We start from the raw sequence: 14,799 nt of genomic DNA on the forward strand, positions 1-14,799 counted from the left end.
AGATGAAGGAAACAAATGCACAACATATTATTTCCCTTTTCGAACAATGGGCACCTAAATCGTTAGCGGTCGATGGAGATCCAGTAGGTTTACAAGTTGGCACACTAAATAAAAAAGTAACAAAAATTTTAGTAACGTTAGATGTGAATCTGGATACAGTAGAAGAAGCAATTACAAATGGTTGTGAGCTTATCATTGCGCATCATCCACCTATTTTTAGAGGATTAAAAAATATGCGAACAGATTTGCCACAAGGAATACTAATCGAGAAATTGATTAAGCATGATATTGCCGTATATGCTGCACATACGAATTTAGACATTGCAAATGGGGGAGTTAATGATTTGCTTGCTACTGCTCTACATTTAGAAAATATAGAGATTCTAGAGCAAACTTCCTCGGAACAGCTGATGAAGTTAGCAGTATTTACTCCTAAAGAATCCACAATCGCAGTAAGAACTGCTTTAAGCACCGCTGGAGCAGGCAAAATCGGTGATTATGATAGCTGTAGCTTTACTACTAGCGGAGAGGGAAGATTTAAGCCTTTAGAGGACGCAACCCCTTATATTGGACAAGCGAACGAATTATCAATTGTAGAAGAGGATAAAGTGGAAGTAGTTTTTCCTGTTTCTATGAAAAATAAAATATTAAAAGCTTTATTGACAACTCATCCCTATGAAGAGCCTGCTTATGATTTAGTGTCGCTAGAAGCAGAAGTAAATATTAAAGGACTAGGTAGAATTGGTATATTGCCTGAAAAACAATTATTAGGGGATTATGCACAACTAGTAAAGCAACAGTTAAACGTTCCTTTTGTTCGAGTTGTGGGTGATTTGACGAAGGAAGTTCGAAAGGTTGCTGTGCTTGGTGGAGATGGCAATAAATATATACAGATAGCTAAAAGAGCAGGTGCAGATGTGTTTATAACAGGTGATCTCTATTTCCATGTTGCACAGGACGCAGAGGCTATTGGGTTATCGGTTATTGACCCAGGACATCATGTGGAACAGATAATGAAAACCGGTGTTGCGGAGTATATGACAAAGGTTTGTGTGGATAACAAGCTCGAAGTTGAATTCATCCCTTCAAAAATCTCAACCGAACCCTTTCAATTAATTTGATAGTGTAGAGTCAGCCATTAAGGTAGTTGAAACTTTAGTTTAAATATCACTACCATTACTTTTAAGCTATCCCGCCATCTAAAGGATATGCTACGCATTTTTTTGGGCAGTGTCTTTGATGCTAGTAACCGCAGTAGCATATTTTCATAGTGAAAAGGAGATTGAAGCCGTGCACAGGGAAAGTGTGCTCTGGAACGAAAGTCAGAGGTATTATCCTGTACTATTAATATAACAGTATAAAAAAGCTGCTCGAATAGCGAGCAGCTTTTTGTGTTAGTTAACTGTATAAGGTTCAATACGATTTACAGGTTTTGGTATTTTAATTTTAGGCAAAATCTTTTCCGGTGCCGTTTTTTTAGTTGTATCATGCGTTTCAGGATCATTTGGATCATATTTTTCTAAGAATTGAATAACCTCTTTGACAATAGGAGTAGGAGTAGAAGCTCCTGCAGTTACAGCTACATGCGAAATATTGTCCAGCCATTCCAATTTTAAATCAGAGATGTCGCCAATTCGATAAGAAGGAGTTCCAGCTATTTCCTCTGAAACTTGAGTCAGTCTATTAGAATTATTACTCATTGGATCACCAACTACTATTAATAGTTCAGCTTCTCCGGCCTGCTCAGCAACAGCTTCTTGTCGAACCTGAGTAGCTAGACAGATTTCTTTATGAACTTCAACATGTGGGAATTTCTCTTCTAATTTTTTCATGAGATCCACAACGTCCCATTGAGACATTGTTGTTTGATTAGTAACTAGTAATTTATCAGCTGAAATTATTAAATTTTCAACATCTTCTAAGGTTTGAACTAAATGGACCTTGTCAGGAGCTACACCAATCGCACCTTCAGGCTCTGGATGTCCTTTTTTGCCGATATAAATAATCTCATAGCCTTCTGCCGTTTTTTCTCGGATTAGGTCATGTGTAACGGTCACATCTGGACATGTTGCATCTATAGAAACTAATCCCTTCCGTCGAGCTAGTTCTTTCACTTCAGGGGAAACACCGTGTGCAGTGAAGATAACCGTACCTGTATCTACCTTCGATAAAATATCTAAGCGATTTTCTCCGTCTAAAGTAATTATTCCATCCATTTCAAATGCATCAGTTACATGTTTATTGTGAACAATCATTCCTAAAATATATATAGGCCTTGGAAGAGAAGTGTCTAATGCAGCATTTCGAGCAATAACCATTGCATCTACAACACCATAACAATATCCTCTAGGCGAAATTTTTTGTACAATCATTTTTGTAACTCCCTTCAATACGAGCATACTCATATTATAACGGAGCAAATAGATGAATACAAAATATTAAATTGGCGGCTGGAATATTCGTGGGATGGAAGCTCCATTTGTTACAGATGCTGCGGTATTAGCTGCTCTCGCAGCTGTGGATGCAGCACTTACGTTAGCAGCAGTAGCGGCTGTTGTAGCAGCTGGAACAGACTGAAAACCACGATATAATTTCAACAGAGCTGGAACATTTTGTATCATCGGAGCAAATTGTCTAACCATAGGTGTAAGCTGCTGGGCTGTATTTAAGAATTTGTCCGCTGTTTGTAAGTAACTCATTGTTTTACTCGCGGGTGGACCCTGTTGGAAGCCTCCGCCTCCTGTGGGAGCTGATTGAAACTGACTAAAAAAATTTGTCGCTGGTCCTGAAGGTGAAGGAGGCGGAGGACCTTGATTCCCTCCAAAGAATTGGAAGGGATTACTCGGAACATTTTGAGGACTAGGATTGGACATGCCAAAAAAATCATTTCCTCGATTTTGAGCAAATGGATAAAAAGATTGATAGCGCATTTTTTCATCTCCTTTCGAACAGTAAAGACTATTCTATTCTATGCAAATTATACGTTTTATGTACAATCGTGGTACAATAAAGAAATGTGAGGGAGTGACGTAGAATGTCAAAATATACAGATTATAGTTTTCAGCCTTTTTTGCTAGATGCAATTGAAAAATTAGGCTTCCAAGAACCAACGCCAATTCAAAGAGAAATGATTCCACTTGTTTTAAAGGGGAAAAGTGCGATTGGTCAAGCACATACTGGAACAGGAAAAACACATAGTTTTTTGATCCCAATTGTTGAAAAAATAGATGCTAGTAAAAAAGAAGTACAAGCAGTTATTACATCACCAACAAGAGAGCTTGCAACACAAATTTATAATGAGTTGAACAAGCTAGTAGAAGGCACAGAAATTCAGACAAAATTGTTTATTGGTGGAACGGACAAAGCCCGTGCAATTGAAAAACTAAAAACACAACCACAGATTGTTGTTGGAACACCAGGTAGACTTCGTGATCTTGCAGTAGAGCAAGCATTACTTGTTCATACTGCAAATGTTTTAGTCGTCGATGAAGCTGACCTAGCTTTCGATCTTGGTTTTATCAATGAAATTGATCAATTTGCATCTCGTATGCCTGAGAAATTAGAAATGTACGTATTTTCTGCTACCATTCCAGAAAAATTACAGCCTTTCTTAAAAAAATATATGGATTCACCAGTTCATATAAAAATAGGTGAAAAACGTCGAGTTGCAGAAGGTATTGAATTTATCGTAACTCCAGTTCGAAGTAAATCTAGAAAGAAACGTTTACTTGATGTAATGGAAGGTATAAATCCATACTTAGCTATTATATTTGCAAATACGAAGCAGCATGCAGATGAGGTTGCGAACTATTTACAAGGAAACGGTATTAAAGCTGGCGTAGTCCATGGAGATATATCTCCACGTGATCGTAAACGTGTGATGAAGCAAATCCATGATCTTGAGTTTCAATATATTGTTGCAACGGACCTTGCTGCACGTGGGATTGATATTCCAGGTGTCAGCCATGTTATTAACTACGAGATACCAGATGACTTAGAGTTTTTTGTTCATCGTGTCGGAAGAACCGCTCGTGCAGGAATGACCGGTATTGCCATTACTCTTTACGAACCATCAGACGAAGATGCTTTAGTGCGCCTTGAGAAAATGGGGATTCCTCTTGAACATAAAGATGTGATTAATGGAGAATGGTCAGAGCTTAAGGAACGCCACGCAAGAAAAAACCGCACTAAAAATGAAAATGAAATAGATGCAATAGCTAAAGCCCAAGTACGTAAGCCTAAAAAGGTAAAACCAGGCTACAAGCGTAATATGAAATGGGAAATGGATAAAGTTAAGAAAAGAGAGAGACGCATTAAAAACCGTAAGAAATAAGGAGTTGCTATTATGTTATTAGGATCACATGTTTCTATGAGTGGTAAAGAAATGCTACTGAATTCGAGTAAAGAAGCTGCATCATATGGTGCAAATACTTTTATGATTTATACAGGAGCACCACAAAATACTAGAAGAAAACCAATTGAAGAATTGAATATTGAAGCTGGTATTGCACATATGAAAGAAAATGGGATGTCCAATATCGTCGTACATGCTCCTTATATCATCAATCTAGGAAATACGACAAAACCCGAAACTTTTGCTCTTGGTGTTGAGTTTTTACAAAAAGAAATTGAAAGAACCGCACATATTGGTGCCACTCAAATTGTTTTGCATCCAGGAGCCCATGTGGGAGCTGGAGCAGATGCTGGTATTGCAAGAATTGTTGAAGGTTTAAATGAAGTGCTATCAACTGAATTCCCCGTTCAAATTGCTTTAGAAACAATGGCTGGAAAAGGATCGGAATGTGGGCGCACTTTTGATGAACTTGCCAAAATTATTGATGGTGTTGTAAACAATCATCGTTTATCTATTTGCATGGACACTTGTCATATTCACGATGCTGGTTATAATATCGTCGAAGATTTTGATGGGGTCTTAAATGAGTTTGATAAGATAATTGGTATTGATCGTTTAAAAGTACTTCACATCAATGATAGTAAAAATGTTTGTGGAGCAGCAAAAGACCGACATGAAAATATCGGCTTTGGTGAAATTGGATTTGAGGCATTACAATATATCGTGCATCATCCACAATTGATGGAGCTACCGAAAATTTTAGAAACGCCGTTTGTAGGTGTAGATGCTAAATCGAAGGAAGCCCCATACAAATATGAGATAGAAATGCTTCGAACTAAAAAGTTTAACCCGGAAGCAATCGACGCTTTGCGTTAATAAGCAGGGTACTTCATTTGAAAACCTGTTTCAAACGTTTTCAAAGGGCATTGAACTGACGATTTACTATATAATTACCGATTGATTTTTAGGGATATTGGTTATGACACATGTCACAACCAATATCCCTTTTTTCGTTAACCTTTTGGTTTTTGTCCCGCATCAACGGGCAGTAGATAACTGCCCGTAAAAGCCCGAATGGTTCAACTAACAATCAGTGGGGGATGAAGCCCCGCTGATTAAAGTTTCACTTTTTCTATCCGTCGCCCCCCTACAACTCTTAGAAATAGGCTTTCTGGATAACTAGAGTAAAGATACTTTCTTATTCAAAAAAGAGGCTCACAAAGATTATCTTCTTTTATTTAAAAGAAGATGGTGCCTTTTCTTTTATTTCTTTATAAAGGTCCATTGCACGCTGTTCCCCAAGAATTTGGATCAATTTTTGTTGGATGGCTAAGGGTACTCCAAAAACAATCCAGGATAGTGAAATTTCTTTTAATAGAGGATGAACCCCTTTCAATTCTTTGTCTGACAACTGAATATCGAACCCTTTTACAATCGTTTTAAACTCCTTTAATGTACACGTTTGTAGCTGTTGAACAAATTTTTGAATATCCAGAAAAACATCCTTTCAAGCATTTTTTATTTACACAGGTTGGATTTAGGATTATACTATATCTTTGTAAATCGTAATCATTCTTAATTAGAATCGAGGAATTGTAATGGGAACCCCATTGATCAACTTACATAATATTTCATATCAATACGAACAAACTAAAGCGTTAACCGATATCAATTTAACAATTGCAGAAGGGGACTTTCTAGCGATTATTGGACCTAATGGCTCGGGAAAATCAACCTTGTTGAAAATAATCCTTGGATTATTAAAACCGACAAAAGGCGAAGTACTTCTTTTTGGAAAGCCGGTTAATCAGTTTAAAGATAAAGAGCGTATTGGATACGTTTCACAAAAATCCAATTCGTTCAATACTGGTTTTCCTGCTACTGTAAAAGAGGTAGTAAGAAGCGGCTTAGTTAAGAAAACAGGATTATTTCACCGATTTCCTTCAAATGTTGATAAGCAAGTAAAATCAGCTTTAAAGTCTGTAGGGATGGAAGACTACGCTATGAAAAATATCGGTGACCTTTCTGGGGGACAGCAACAGCGCGTCTTTATCGCAAGAGCGTTAATCAGTAATCCGAATGTATTAATCCTAGACGAGCCAACTGTAGGAGTAGATAGTAAAAATGTAAAATCTTTTTATAATATGTTAAGTCACTTAAATCGGGAACATAAAATTACAATCGTCTTAGTAACACATGATGTGGATGCTGTATCCAAGAGTATTAGCCACGTGGCATGTTTAAATCAGCGAATTCATTTTCATGGCTTTAAAAATGATATGGATCAAATGAGTGATGAACAATTAGAGGCTTGGTATGGACATGCTGTTCGTAAAGTCGAACATCAAAGTGAGGTAATATCATGATTGAGTCTATTTTTCACTATGAGTTTTTACAAAATGCCTTTGCTTCTGGCTTAATCATTGGTTTTATCGCTCCACTATTAGGTGTTTTTATCGTTGTGCGTAGGCTTTCTTTAATAGCAGACGCTCTCAGTCATGTTACGTTAGCAGGTATAGCAGGTAGCTTGTACCTAAGCCAGTCCGTAGGAGCATTAGCTTTACTTAACCCTCTATATTTAGGGATTGTAGCATCTGTAACAGGCTCATTGTTTATAGAGAGATTGAGAAGATTATATAAACATTATGAGGAGCTTGCAATACCAATCATCATGTCTGCAGGTCTTGGTTTTGGAGCGATTTTCATCTCGTTGGCAGAAGGGTTTAGCTCTGACTTATTTAGTTATTTATTTGGTTCTGTATCTGCAGTAAGTCGTCAAGATTTATGGATTATTATTGGTATTGCTTTGATTGTAATTATCTTTTTAAGTTTGTTTTTTAAGGAGTTATTTGTTCTTTCATTTGATGAGGAATATGCGAAGGCATCTGGACTTCCAGCCAAATGGATTCATGTATTGTTTATGATTGTGACTGCATTAGTCATTGCGGGATCGATGCGAATTGTTGGAATCTTACTCGTTTCTTCACTCATGACATTGCCAGTTGCCGCTGCTATGCGCATTTCCAAAAGCTTTAAACAAGCAATTATTCTATCTTTATTATTTGGTGAGTTATCGGTAATTGTTGGTTTAGTTAGTGCATTCTATTTAGATTTAGCACCAGGTGGAACAATTGTTGTTACATCGATTATCATTCTACTTCTAACTATTCTGTCTAAAAAGATAGGAAGCAAGGGAGCTGTTTCTCAATGAATATAGAAAAAGCCTGGGATATTCTCAAAAATGAGGGGTTCAAAAAAACAGATAAGCGCGAACAAATACTGAATATTTTTTCAGAAACGGAAAAATATATTACTGCTAAAGATATATTAAATGTGATGAAAAAAGAACATCCAGGGATGAGCTATGATACAATTTATCGAAATTTAAGCACATTCGTGGATTTGGGTATTTTGGAAGAAACGGAGCTAACGGGGGAGAAGCATTTTAGAATGCAATGTGAAGCGGATCATCATCACCATCATTTTATCTGCATGTCCTGTGGTAATATTAAAGAAATTCCTTTCTGTCCAATGGAAGTGTTGCAAAATGCAATACCTGGCTACGAAATAGAAAATCATAAATTTGAAATATACGGCAATTGCCCTTCCTGTCATTAATAAAAAGTAGTGTAGCCCAGTATTCGGGCTACACTACTTTTTTTTGGGGGTATATTGGACTGACGTATATAAAGTATTCTTTCCAGCCAAAATGGATGTTGCTAGGTATCTTATAGAGTTATTTAACTCAATCACTTAATCCTACTGATGTATTTTTATATTCGCTATTCATTAGAGCCTTATACATAAAATCAGCTACATTAGCCCTAGTAATAGTTCTTCCTGTACTTGGTACACCTGTCATAGCCTCTTTATAAATACCAGTAAATACTTTATTGTTCAAGCCCATTGGTCGTACTATTGAATAGGTTAAATTATTATCTTTTATATAATTTACTGCATTGGAATGATCGGTTAAAACATTTCTAAGCATTCTTATCATTATTTTGCCCATCACTCCAGGAATTTCATTTTCAATTCCTGCCGAAGCAACATAGATAATTCGTTGTATATTATTTGCAACCATTTCGTCAACGATATTCTTTGTCATATTTTCTAGCTGATTAGATTTTTTCATGCCAGTTGTAGAGCCTAGACACGAGATTACAGCGTCTTTACCAACGATAGCTGATTTCACAGCTTCTTTATCAAAAGCATCACCTTGAATAATAGCTAAGCGTTCATGTTTCAAATCTAATTTGGAAGGGGACCGCACAAAAGCAGTAACGTTATGTCCATTATCTAATGCTAGTTTAGTAAAATGCTTTCCGACACCACCACTTGCTCCAAATACAATAATATTCATTCTCTAATCCCCTTTTAGTTATTCAGTTGTTTTGCATGTTCTGGATGAATTAACACTTTTTAAATATTAAAACACACAAAAAATAGAATTTAAAAGAAAAATCGAGTATAAAACCTCGGCGATTTTATACTCGATTATCTATTTTAAATATTCTTGTCGAGGAATCAAAATAATTTATTTAATAGACATCGAAAATTCCTTTTCAATCCATTTATTTGCTTCGATCCAATTATTAACTCGTATAACACGATTAGGAGCAGGCATTTGATTATACGGAGTATTAAATAATAATACTGGAATATCAAGTTCCTCACTAATTTCTACTGCATTATCGTGTTTGTCTTCAAAAAATGCATGAACTCCATGTCGGCGTGCAGTTTCAATTTTGTTATGGGTTCCTATCAATTCGATGTGATCGTATAACAGTTCTTGTCGCTTGAACCAATCTAACGTAACATCCATTACATTATCTCCACGAGCAGAAATGAAATACAGCTCGTATTTTTCTTTCCAAGCAGACAAAACAGCATGTGCATCTGGTTGAATAGGAGATGTTGCATAAATGGTCGGTTCTGCTTTCTTAAACCATTCATAGAAATCCTTCTCACTTACTGGAAAAGCCTTTGTTAAATCGTATTCTTTAATATCTTCTAGCTGTAAATTACATTTAAAGGCTTCGTTTATATGTGGAAGCAATGAAGTAGGGGATGTTACTGTCCCGTCTATATCGATACCAAATCGTATATTCGTCAATTGCATCATTCCTTACGCTTGTTGTTTTTCTTGTTCTTGCTTTTCTTCTAGTTCTTTGTTTGCAAAATATTCTGCAGCAAGTTTATCGATTTCCACTTTTAGTTCTTCAACCATTGTTTCTTCCGGTACTTTACGAACGGTTTTGCCTTTCATGAATAACAGACCTTCTCCACGTGCACCGGCGATCCCTATATCAGCTTCCCGAGCTTCTCCGGGACCATTAACTGCACAGCCAAGTACAGCTACTTTAAGAGGTGCTTTAATGTTAGAGATATATTCTTCCACTTCATTTGCGATTTTTATCAAGTCAATTTCTATGCGCCCACAGGTTGGACAAGAGATTAACGTAGCTGCATTAGAAGATAGTCCGAACACTTTTAGTAATTCGCGAGCAACTTTAATTTCTTCAACTGGATCAGCACTTAACGAAACACGCATTGTGTTACCGATTCCCATACTCAACAGAGTTCCTAGTCCAGCTGCACTTTTAATGGAACCAGAGAATAGTGTTCCAGACTCAGTAATTCCTAGGTGAAGAGGGTAGTCGAATGCTTCTGCTGCTTTGCGGTATGCTTCCACAGCCAGAGTTACATCTGAAGCTTTCATAGAAACGATGATGTCATGAAAATCTAAATCTTCAAGAATTTTAATATGATGTAATGCACTTTCTACCATTCCATCAGCAGTTGGGTAGCCGTATTTTTCTAAAATTTTTCTTTCTAACGAACCAGCATTTACCCCAATACGAATTGGAATACCTTTTGCTTTAGCTGCATTGACAACAGCTTCGACTTTTTCTTTCCGTCCAATATTACCTGGATTTATCCGTATTTTATCAGCACCTTGCTCAATTGCAATAAGTGCTAACTTATAGTCAAAGTGAATATCTACTACTAATGGGATGTTAATACGTTTTTTTATTTCACCAATAGAATTGGCCGCTCGTTCATCTGGGCACGCCACACGTACGATTTGACAGCCTGCTTCTTCAAGTCGTAGGATTTCAGCAACTGTTGCTTCTACGTCATGTGTTTTTGTAGTTGTCATACTTTGTATGAAAAGCTCATTACTGCCACCTATTGTTAAGTTTCCAACCCGTACTGGACGAGTTTTGGAACGATGAATTATTCCGCTCATGAAATTCTCTCCTTCTTGAGGCTAAATGCCATCACTATTCATCATTTTATCAGTCTTTCGAATGAAATGACAAGAAAGAACGCTCTACTTTACATTATTTGCATTCTTTTGAAGTTGTATAGGTAGGCAATAAAACCTTTTCTCCTATTTTAAAAGACTGATTAATAAAATGAGGATTAAGGTTATAAAAGTCTGCTAATCTCTCTGTGAATGAAATAGATTCGACGGAAGGATAGAGAGAGAATAAGGATTGTAGGGAATCTCCAGCCACAATTTCTACTGTAATATAATCTAATTTCCTGTCACATTCAACAGGTTGTATAGAGTAAGCAAGTGGGATCGTTCCTTCGATTAAATCTACTTTTACAATATAAAAAGAAATGAGTAATAGAATAGTTGCGACAAATATTTTCATATAAAAACCCCCTTACCGTACTTTATGCAAGTTGAGGGGGAACTATGTATTATCTTTTAACTGGATAGTATTTGGTTGCCAAAGTAATTATTACTAAACTCAATAGATAGATTAGAAGTTGAATATAGTTATTCGAAAACTGCAAAATCGCAAAAATGATGGATAACAGCATTGGAATTGTACTCGCAAAAAGAGCTGTCCTCCAAATATGTCGGAATTCTCCTTTTCTATTTCTAATGCGTAGGATGATACTGCCTATGTATGCAAATATACTTATGCGAACAAAGATAAATAATGTATTCAACACAAATAAGAACAAAAAGGAAAATGGATATAAAAGCCATTGAATTTGAGCAAAGTATTCTAGTAGCCCTTCCATTGTTTGTTGTTGGTCAGAAATTCCATTAAGAAAATAAACAAAAGAAATAATGGACATGATAAATATATAACTAAATATATATTGCATCACTTTACCGATCGGAATAAGTCGAAATGCAGCGATTTTTTTAGGACTAGTAAAGCTAGATTTAAATAGTTGAAATAAACTCAAGTGATGTCACCCTTTCCTCTATATTCTATCATCAAAGATTAATCTAAGACAAAAAGTAGACATTGCTTTGTTAAGAAATTGTAAATAAAGTTTTAACCTCTTTACAATGCCTTCATAATTCATAATAATAGGTGAGTATGTGAAAATTGTCGAAAACGGGAGTTGAGTATAGAGTGGAATTAAATTGGCAGGAAATGCTCTTTCAATTTTTTGGTGGACTGGGTATTTTCTTATTCGCCATTAAATTTATGGGAGACGGTCTTCAAAAAGCTGCGGGAGATAGACTTCGTGACATTTTAGATAAGTACACCACCAACCCTTTTATGGGTGTTTTAGTTGGAATTATCGTAACAGTTCTTATTCAGTCTAGTTCAGGTACAACTGTAATAACGGTTGGTTTAGTTAGTGCGGGATTCATGAAGCTTAGACAGGCTATTGGTGTAATCATGGGGGCTAATATCGGAACAACTATTACTGCCTTTATCATAGGTTTTGATGTGGGAGCATATGCACTGCCGATCATGGCAGCTGGATCATTTCTTTTATTCTTCTTTAAGAAAAATAAAGTTCAAAATTTAGGAGAAGTAATTTTTGGTTTCGGTGGATTATTCCTAGGACTCGAATTAATGAGTGGAGGAATGAAGCCACTTAGAGAATTGACTGCTTTCACTGATATTACTCTTAGTATGAGTGATAGCCCTATTCTTGGCGTCATTGCTGGAACAATTTTCACTCTAATCGTTCAAAGTTCAAGTGCAACTGTTGCAATTCTGCAAGGACTTTATGCGGAAAACTTGCTTTCATTATCAGGCTCTCTTCCGGTTCTATTCGGAGATAATATTGGTACAACTATTACAGCGATACTCGCTTCTTTGGGAGCTTCAGTTGCTGCTAAACGTGCGGCGGCTACACATGTATTATTTAACGTAGTCGGTAGCATAATATTTTTAATTTTGTTGGCACCTTTTACCATGTATATCGAGTGGATATCTGGAGTACTTGATTTGGAAAATAAAATGCAAATTGCATTTGCACATGGATCATTTAATGTAGCGAATACAATCATTCAATTTCCACTTATCGGAGCATGGGCTTTCCTAGTTACTAAACTTATACCAGGAGAAGATGTTTCGATTGAATATAAACCAAAACATTTAGACGTTCACTTTATTGAACAATCGCCTTCAATTGCGATCGGACAAGCGAAAGAGGAAATATTACGCATGGGTGCATTAAGTGTTCAAGGACTAGAAAAGACGTATTTATATTTAAAAACGAATAACAAAAAAGATGCAGAATTAGGTTATCAAATAGAAGATGCTTTAAATAATTTAGATCAAAAAATTACAGATTACCTAGTACAAATCTCTTCACAGTCGCTATCCATGCAAGACTCCAATAGACATAATATGTTAATGGATACAGTTCGAGATGTAGAAAGAATAGGGGACCATTTTGAAAATATCATCGAATTAATCGAGTATAGAGAAACAAATCGTTTAATTTTGACGGAAGATGCCCTAAAAGATGTATCGGAAATGTTTGAGTTGACAATAAAAACTGTTTCGAAAGCGTTGGAAGCATTAGATACGAACAATGTCGAATTAGCGGAAACTGTGTCGGAACAAGAAAATGTGATTGATAAAATGGAACGTCAGTTTAGAAAAAATCATATACTTCGAGTGAATGAAGGCAGATGCTCTGGACAAGCGGGAATTATGTTTGTGGATATTTTAAGCAACTTAGAGCGTATAGGAGATCACGCTTCTAATATTGCGGAAGCGATATTAGGTAAAAGAATATGATAGAAATTATCGGTTGGATATTAGTCGTTTTATGTTTCGTCGTTGCCTTTGTCGGAACGTTCTATCCAATAATCCCATCTGTTGTGTTTATGCTTTTGGGATATGTGGTTTATGGATTATTCTTCTCTTTTAACGAGCTAACATGGCTGTTTTGGATAATTCAAATTTTATTTGTTGTTTTATTGTTTAGTGCAGATATGGCGGCAAATGCTTTTGGGGTCAAAAAATTTGGTGGAACCAAAGCAGGGGTCTGGGGAAGTACTATTGGACTGCTGTTTGGTCCATTTGTAATTCCAGTCGCTGGTATTTTAATTGGTCCGTTTTTAGGGGCAGTAATTGCGGAATTAATCGTTACAAGAAAAGGTGTAAAACAAGCCATTAAATCAGGGGTTGGTTCTTTAATAGGATTCTTAACTTCATCTGTAGTCAAAATTATTGTTTTAATTATTATGCTCATTGTGTTTATATTCTTTGTGTAAGTTCAGTCAAAAGTATGATTAAAATTATTTTAGTTTATTTTAATTGAACGATGCCTCATATTTTGATACGCTAATACATGGAAAAAGAATTTTCTAAAATATTCTTTAGGAGGAAATAATAATGGCATACGAATTACCAGAATTACCTTACGCATACGATGCACTTGAACCACATATCGACAAAGAAACGATGAATATTCATCACACTAAACACCATAACACATACGTGACAAACGTAAATAATGCACTTGCAGATCATTCAGACCTACAAGACAAATCAGTAGAAGAGTTAATCGCTAATTTAGATGCTGTTCCTGAAGCGATTCGCACTGCTGTTCGCAATAATGGTGGCGGACATGCTAACCACTCACTATTTTGGCAAATCCTATCACCAAACGGTGGAGGAAATCCAACAGGTGATTTAGCTGCAGCAATTGATGCAAAATTTGGAAGCTTTGATGCATTCAAAGAAGAGTTCGCTAAAGCAGCTACTACTCGCTTTGGATCTGGTTGGGCTTGGTTATCAGTAGCTAACGGAGAATTAGAAGTTTCTTCTACAGCAAATCAAGATTCACCAATTATGGAAGGTAAAACTCCATTATTAGGGTTAGATGTATGGGAGCATGCATACTACTTAAATTACCAAAACCGTCGTCCTGACTACATCGGTTCTTTCTGGAATGTAGTAAACTGGGATGAAGTATCAAAACGTTACGCTGCTGCAAAATAATTATGTCTTCCCGTTTTTAAGTCCTTCCTTCTGTAACAAAGTTCGTACCTGCTGATATTAAGTTGGTACGTAGAGTAGGAAGAAAAGCAGGAGCAGAATAACAAAATAGCTCGAAATGGAATCAGAGAAGCGTACCGCTGGTACGCCAATCTGGTTCTTTTTTTATGGCCGAAGAAGCTGATGTCACAAGTGTTTGTCGTCTTTCAAGCCTGA

Annotated in this window: 17 protein-coding genes; 9 read left to right on the plus strand and 8 right to left on the minus strand. The window is 36.3% G+C overall.

Going from position 1 to position 14,799, the window contains the following annotated elements; translation table 11 throughout:
* The first annotated feature begins 2 nt into the window (after window positions 1-2).
* Window positions 3-1,121 carry a Nif3-like dinuclear metal center hexameric protein gene (locus tag BLR36_RS05025; RefSeq protein ID WP_093060628.1) on the plus strand — a complete coding sequence of 373 codons (1,119 nt, stop codon included), beginning with the start codon at window positions 3-5 and terminating at the stop codon, window positions 1,119-1,121.
* Between the two features lie 273 nt (window positions 1,122-1,394).
* On the opposite strand, the gene BLR36_RS05030 is transcribed toward BLR36_RS05025, so the two are convergent.
* Together BLR36_RS05030 and vrrA are read right to left on the minus strand one after the other, a co-directional pair.
* The gene (locus BLR36_RS05030) at window positions 1,395-2,372 is read right to left on the minus strand and encodes a 4-hydroxy-3-methylbut-2-enyl diphosphate reductase (protein ID WP_093060629.1); all 978 of its coding nucleotides are present in this window, start codon (window positions 2,370-2,372) and stop codon (window positions 1,395-1,397) included.
* Between the two features lie 66 nt (window positions 2,373-2,438).
* Window positions 2,439-2,930 (minus strand): VrrA/YqfQ family protein, encoded by a 492-nt coding sequence (vrrA, locus tag BLR36_RS05035; protein WP_093060630.1) that lies wholly within the window; start codon window positions 2,928-2,930, stop codon window positions 2,439-2,441.
* A gap of 104 nt (window positions 2,931-3,034) precedes the next feature.
* Here vrrA and BLR36_RS05040 point away from each other — a divergent pair, with 104 nt between their 5' ends.
* Together BLR36_RS05040 and BLR36_RS05045 are read left to right on the plus strand one after the other, a co-directional pair.
* Window positions 3,035-4,333, plus strand: coding sequence for a DEAD/DEAH box helicase (locus BLR36_RS05040; protein ID WP_093060631.1), 1,299 nt, complete (start codon window positions 3,035-3,037; stop codon window positions 4,331-4,333).
* 12 nt (window positions 4,334-4,345) lie between these two features.
* Window positions 4,346-5,230, plus strand: coding sequence for a deoxyribonuclease IV (locus tag BLR36_RS05045; protein ID WP_093060632.1), 885 nt, complete (start codon window positions 4,346-4,348; stop codon window positions 5,228-5,230).
* Window positions 5,231-5,588: 358 nt separating this feature from the next.
* Here BLR36_RS05045 and BLR36_RS18725 read toward each other — a convergent pair whose 3' ends face one another.
* The gene (locus BLR36_RS18725) at window positions 5,589-5,765 is read right to left on the minus strand and encodes a hypothetical protein (RefSeq protein ID WP_175453969.1); all 177 of its coding nucleotides are present in this window, start codon (window positions 5,763-5,765) and stop codon (window positions 5,589-5,591) included.
* A 187-nt stretch (window positions 5,766-5,952) separates the two neighbouring features.
* Between BLR36_RS18725 and BLR36_RS05050 the strand changes: the two genes are divergently transcribed.
* From BLR36_RS05050 to BLR36_RS05060, 3 genes are read left to right on the plus strand one after another with little or no spacing between them, the layout of a single operon-like run.
* On the plus strand, window positions 5,953-6,720 hold the full coding sequence (locus BLR36_RS05050; protein ID WP_093060633.1) for a metal ABC transporter ATP-binding protein: 768 nt from the start codon (window positions 5,953-5,955) through the stop codon (window positions 6,718-6,720).
* The gene (locus BLR36_RS05055) at window positions 6,717-7,565 is read left to right on the plus strand and encodes a metal ABC transporter permease (RefSeq protein WP_093060634.1); all 849 of its coding nucleotides are present in this window, start codon (window positions 6,717-6,719) and stop codon (window positions 7,563-7,565) included. Before BLR36_RS05050 ends, BLR36_RS05055 begins: the two co-directional genes overlap by 4 nt.
* On the plus strand, window positions 7,562-7,972 hold the full coding sequence (locus BLR36_RS05060) for a Fur family transcriptional regulator (RefSeq protein ID WP_093060635.1): 411 nt from the start codon (window positions 7,562-7,564) through the stop codon (window positions 7,970-7,972). The genes BLR36_RS05055 and BLR36_RS05060 overlap by 4 nt, the downstream gene beginning before the upstream one ends.
* A 127-nt stretch (window positions 7,973-8,099) precedes the next feature.
* Here the strand turns inward: BLR36_RS05060 and BLR36_RS05065 are convergent, their stop codons facing one another.
* The 5 genes from BLR36_RS05065 to BLR36_RS05085 form a co-directional block, all read right to left on the minus strand.
* Window positions 8,100-8,717 (minus strand): NAD(P)-dependent oxidoreductase, encoded by a 618-nt coding sequence (locus tag BLR36_RS05065; protein WP_093060636.1) that lies wholly within the window; start codon window positions 8,715-8,717, stop codon window positions 8,100-8,102.
* A 174-nt stretch (window positions 8,718-8,891) separates the two neighbouring features.
* The gene (locus tag BLR36_RS05070) at window positions 8,892-9,470 is read right to left on the minus strand and encodes a hypothetical protein (RefSeq protein ID WP_093060637.1); all 579 of its coding nucleotides are present in this window, start codon (window positions 9,468-9,470) and stop codon (window positions 8,892-8,894) included.
* A 12-nt stretch (window positions 9,471-9,482) separates the two neighbouring features.
* Complete coding sequence (gene ispG, locus BLR36_RS05075) at window positions 9,483-10,607, minus strand: flavodoxin-dependent (E)-4-hydroxy-3-methylbut-2-enyl-diphosphate synthase (protein ID WP_093060638.1); 1,125 nt, start codon at window positions 10,605-10,607, stop codon at window positions 9,483-9,485.
* Window positions 10,608-10,701: 94 nt separating this feature from the next.
* Window positions 10,702-11,022: a hypothetical protein gene (locus BLR36_RS05080; RefSeq protein ID WP_093060639.1), complete on the minus strand. Its 321-nt coding sequence runs from the start codon at window positions 11,020-11,022 to the stop codon at window positions 10,702-10,704.
* Window positions 11,023-11,071: 49 nt separating this feature from the next.
* The gene (locus BLR36_RS05085; RefSeq protein WP_093060640.1) at window positions 11,072-11,572 is read right to left on the minus strand and encodes a DUF1189 family protein; all 501 of its coding nucleotides are present in this window, start codon (window positions 11,570-11,572) and stop codon (window positions 11,072-11,074) included.
* A gap of 173 nt (window positions 11,573-11,745) precedes the next feature.
* Between BLR36_RS05085 and BLR36_RS05090 the strand changes: the two genes are divergently transcribed.
* From BLR36_RS05090 to BLR36_RS05100, 3 genes are all read left to right on the plus strand, one after another.
* Window positions 11,746-13,377, plus strand: a complete 1,632-nt coding sequence (locus BLR36_RS05090; protein WP_093060794.1) for a Na/Pi cotransporter family protein — start codon at window positions 11,746-11,748, stop codon at window positions 13,375-13,377.
* Complete coding sequence (locus BLR36_RS05095) at window positions 13,377-13,856, plus strand: DUF456 domain-containing protein (protein WP_093060795.1); 480 nt, start codon at window positions 13,377-13,379, stop codon at window positions 13,854-13,856. The genes BLR36_RS05090 and BLR36_RS05095 overlap by 1 nt, the downstream gene beginning before the upstream one ends.
* 121 nt (window positions 13,857-13,977) lie before the next feature.
* A complete protein-coding gene (locus BLR36_RS05100) occupies window positions 13,978-14,586 on the plus strand; it encodes a superoxide dismutase (protein WP_093060641.1) in 609 nt (202 codons plus the stop codon).
* Window positions 14,587-14,799: the final 213 nt, after the last annotated feature.

The organism is Psychrobacillus sp. OK028 (genome assembly GCF_900103605.1).
Taxonomy (GTDB): Bacteria; Bacillota; Bacilli; order Bacillales_A; family Planococcaceae; genus Psychrobacillus.

What these genes read in the sequence shown, in the direction of transcription:
- BLR36_RS05055 (WP_093060634.1), top strand. Translation starts at nt 6,717, where the DNA reads ATGATTGAGTCTATTTTTCACTATGAGTTTTTACAAAATGCCTTTGCT.
- BLR36_RS05060 (WP_093060635.1), top strand. Translation starts at nt 7,562, where the DNA reads ATGAATATAGAAAAAGCCTGGGATATTCTCAAAAATGAGGGGTTCAAA.
- vrrA (WP_093060630.1), bottom strand. Translation starts at nt 2,930, where the DNA reads ATGCGCTATCAATCTTTTTATCCATTTGCTCAAAATCGAGGAAATGAT.
- BLR36_RS05100 (WP_093060641.1), top strand. Translation starts at nt 13,978, where the DNA reads ATGGCATACGAATTACCAGAATTACCTTACGCATACGATGCACTTGAA.
- ispG (WP_093060638.1), bottom strand. Translation starts at nt 10,607, where the DNA reads ATGAGCGGAATAATTCATCGTTCCAAAACTCGTCCAGTACGGGTTGGA.
- BLR36_RS05065 (WP_093060636.1), bottom strand. Translation starts at nt 8,717, where the DNA reads ATGAATATTATTGTATTTGGAGCAAGTGGTGGTGTCGGAAAGCATTTT.
- BLR36_RS05030 (WP_093060629.1), bottom strand. Translation starts at nt 2,372, where the DNA reads ATGATTGTACAAAAAATTTCGCCTAGAGGATATTGTTATGGTGTTGTA.
- BLR36_RS05080 (WP_093060639.1), bottom strand. Translation starts at nt 11,022, where the DNA reads ATGAAAATATTTGTCGCAACTATTCTATTACTCATTTCTTTTTATATT.
- BLR36_RS05050 (WP_093060633.1), top strand. Translation starts at nt 5,953, where the DNA reads ATGGGAACCCCATTGATCAACTTACATAATATTTCATATCAATACGAA.
- BLR36_RS05045 (WP_093060632.1), top strand. Translation starts at nt 4,346, where the DNA reads ATGTTATTAGGATCACATGTTTCTATGAGTGGTAAAGAAATGCTACTG.
- BLR36_RS05040 (WP_093060631.1), top strand. Translation starts at nt 3,035, where the DNA reads ATGTCAAAATATACAGATTATAGTTTTCAGCCTTTTTTGCTAGATGCA.
- BLR36_RS05025 (WP_093060628.1), top strand. Translation starts at nt 3, where the DNA reads ATGAAGGAAACAAATGCACAACATATTATTTCCCTTTTCGAACAATGG.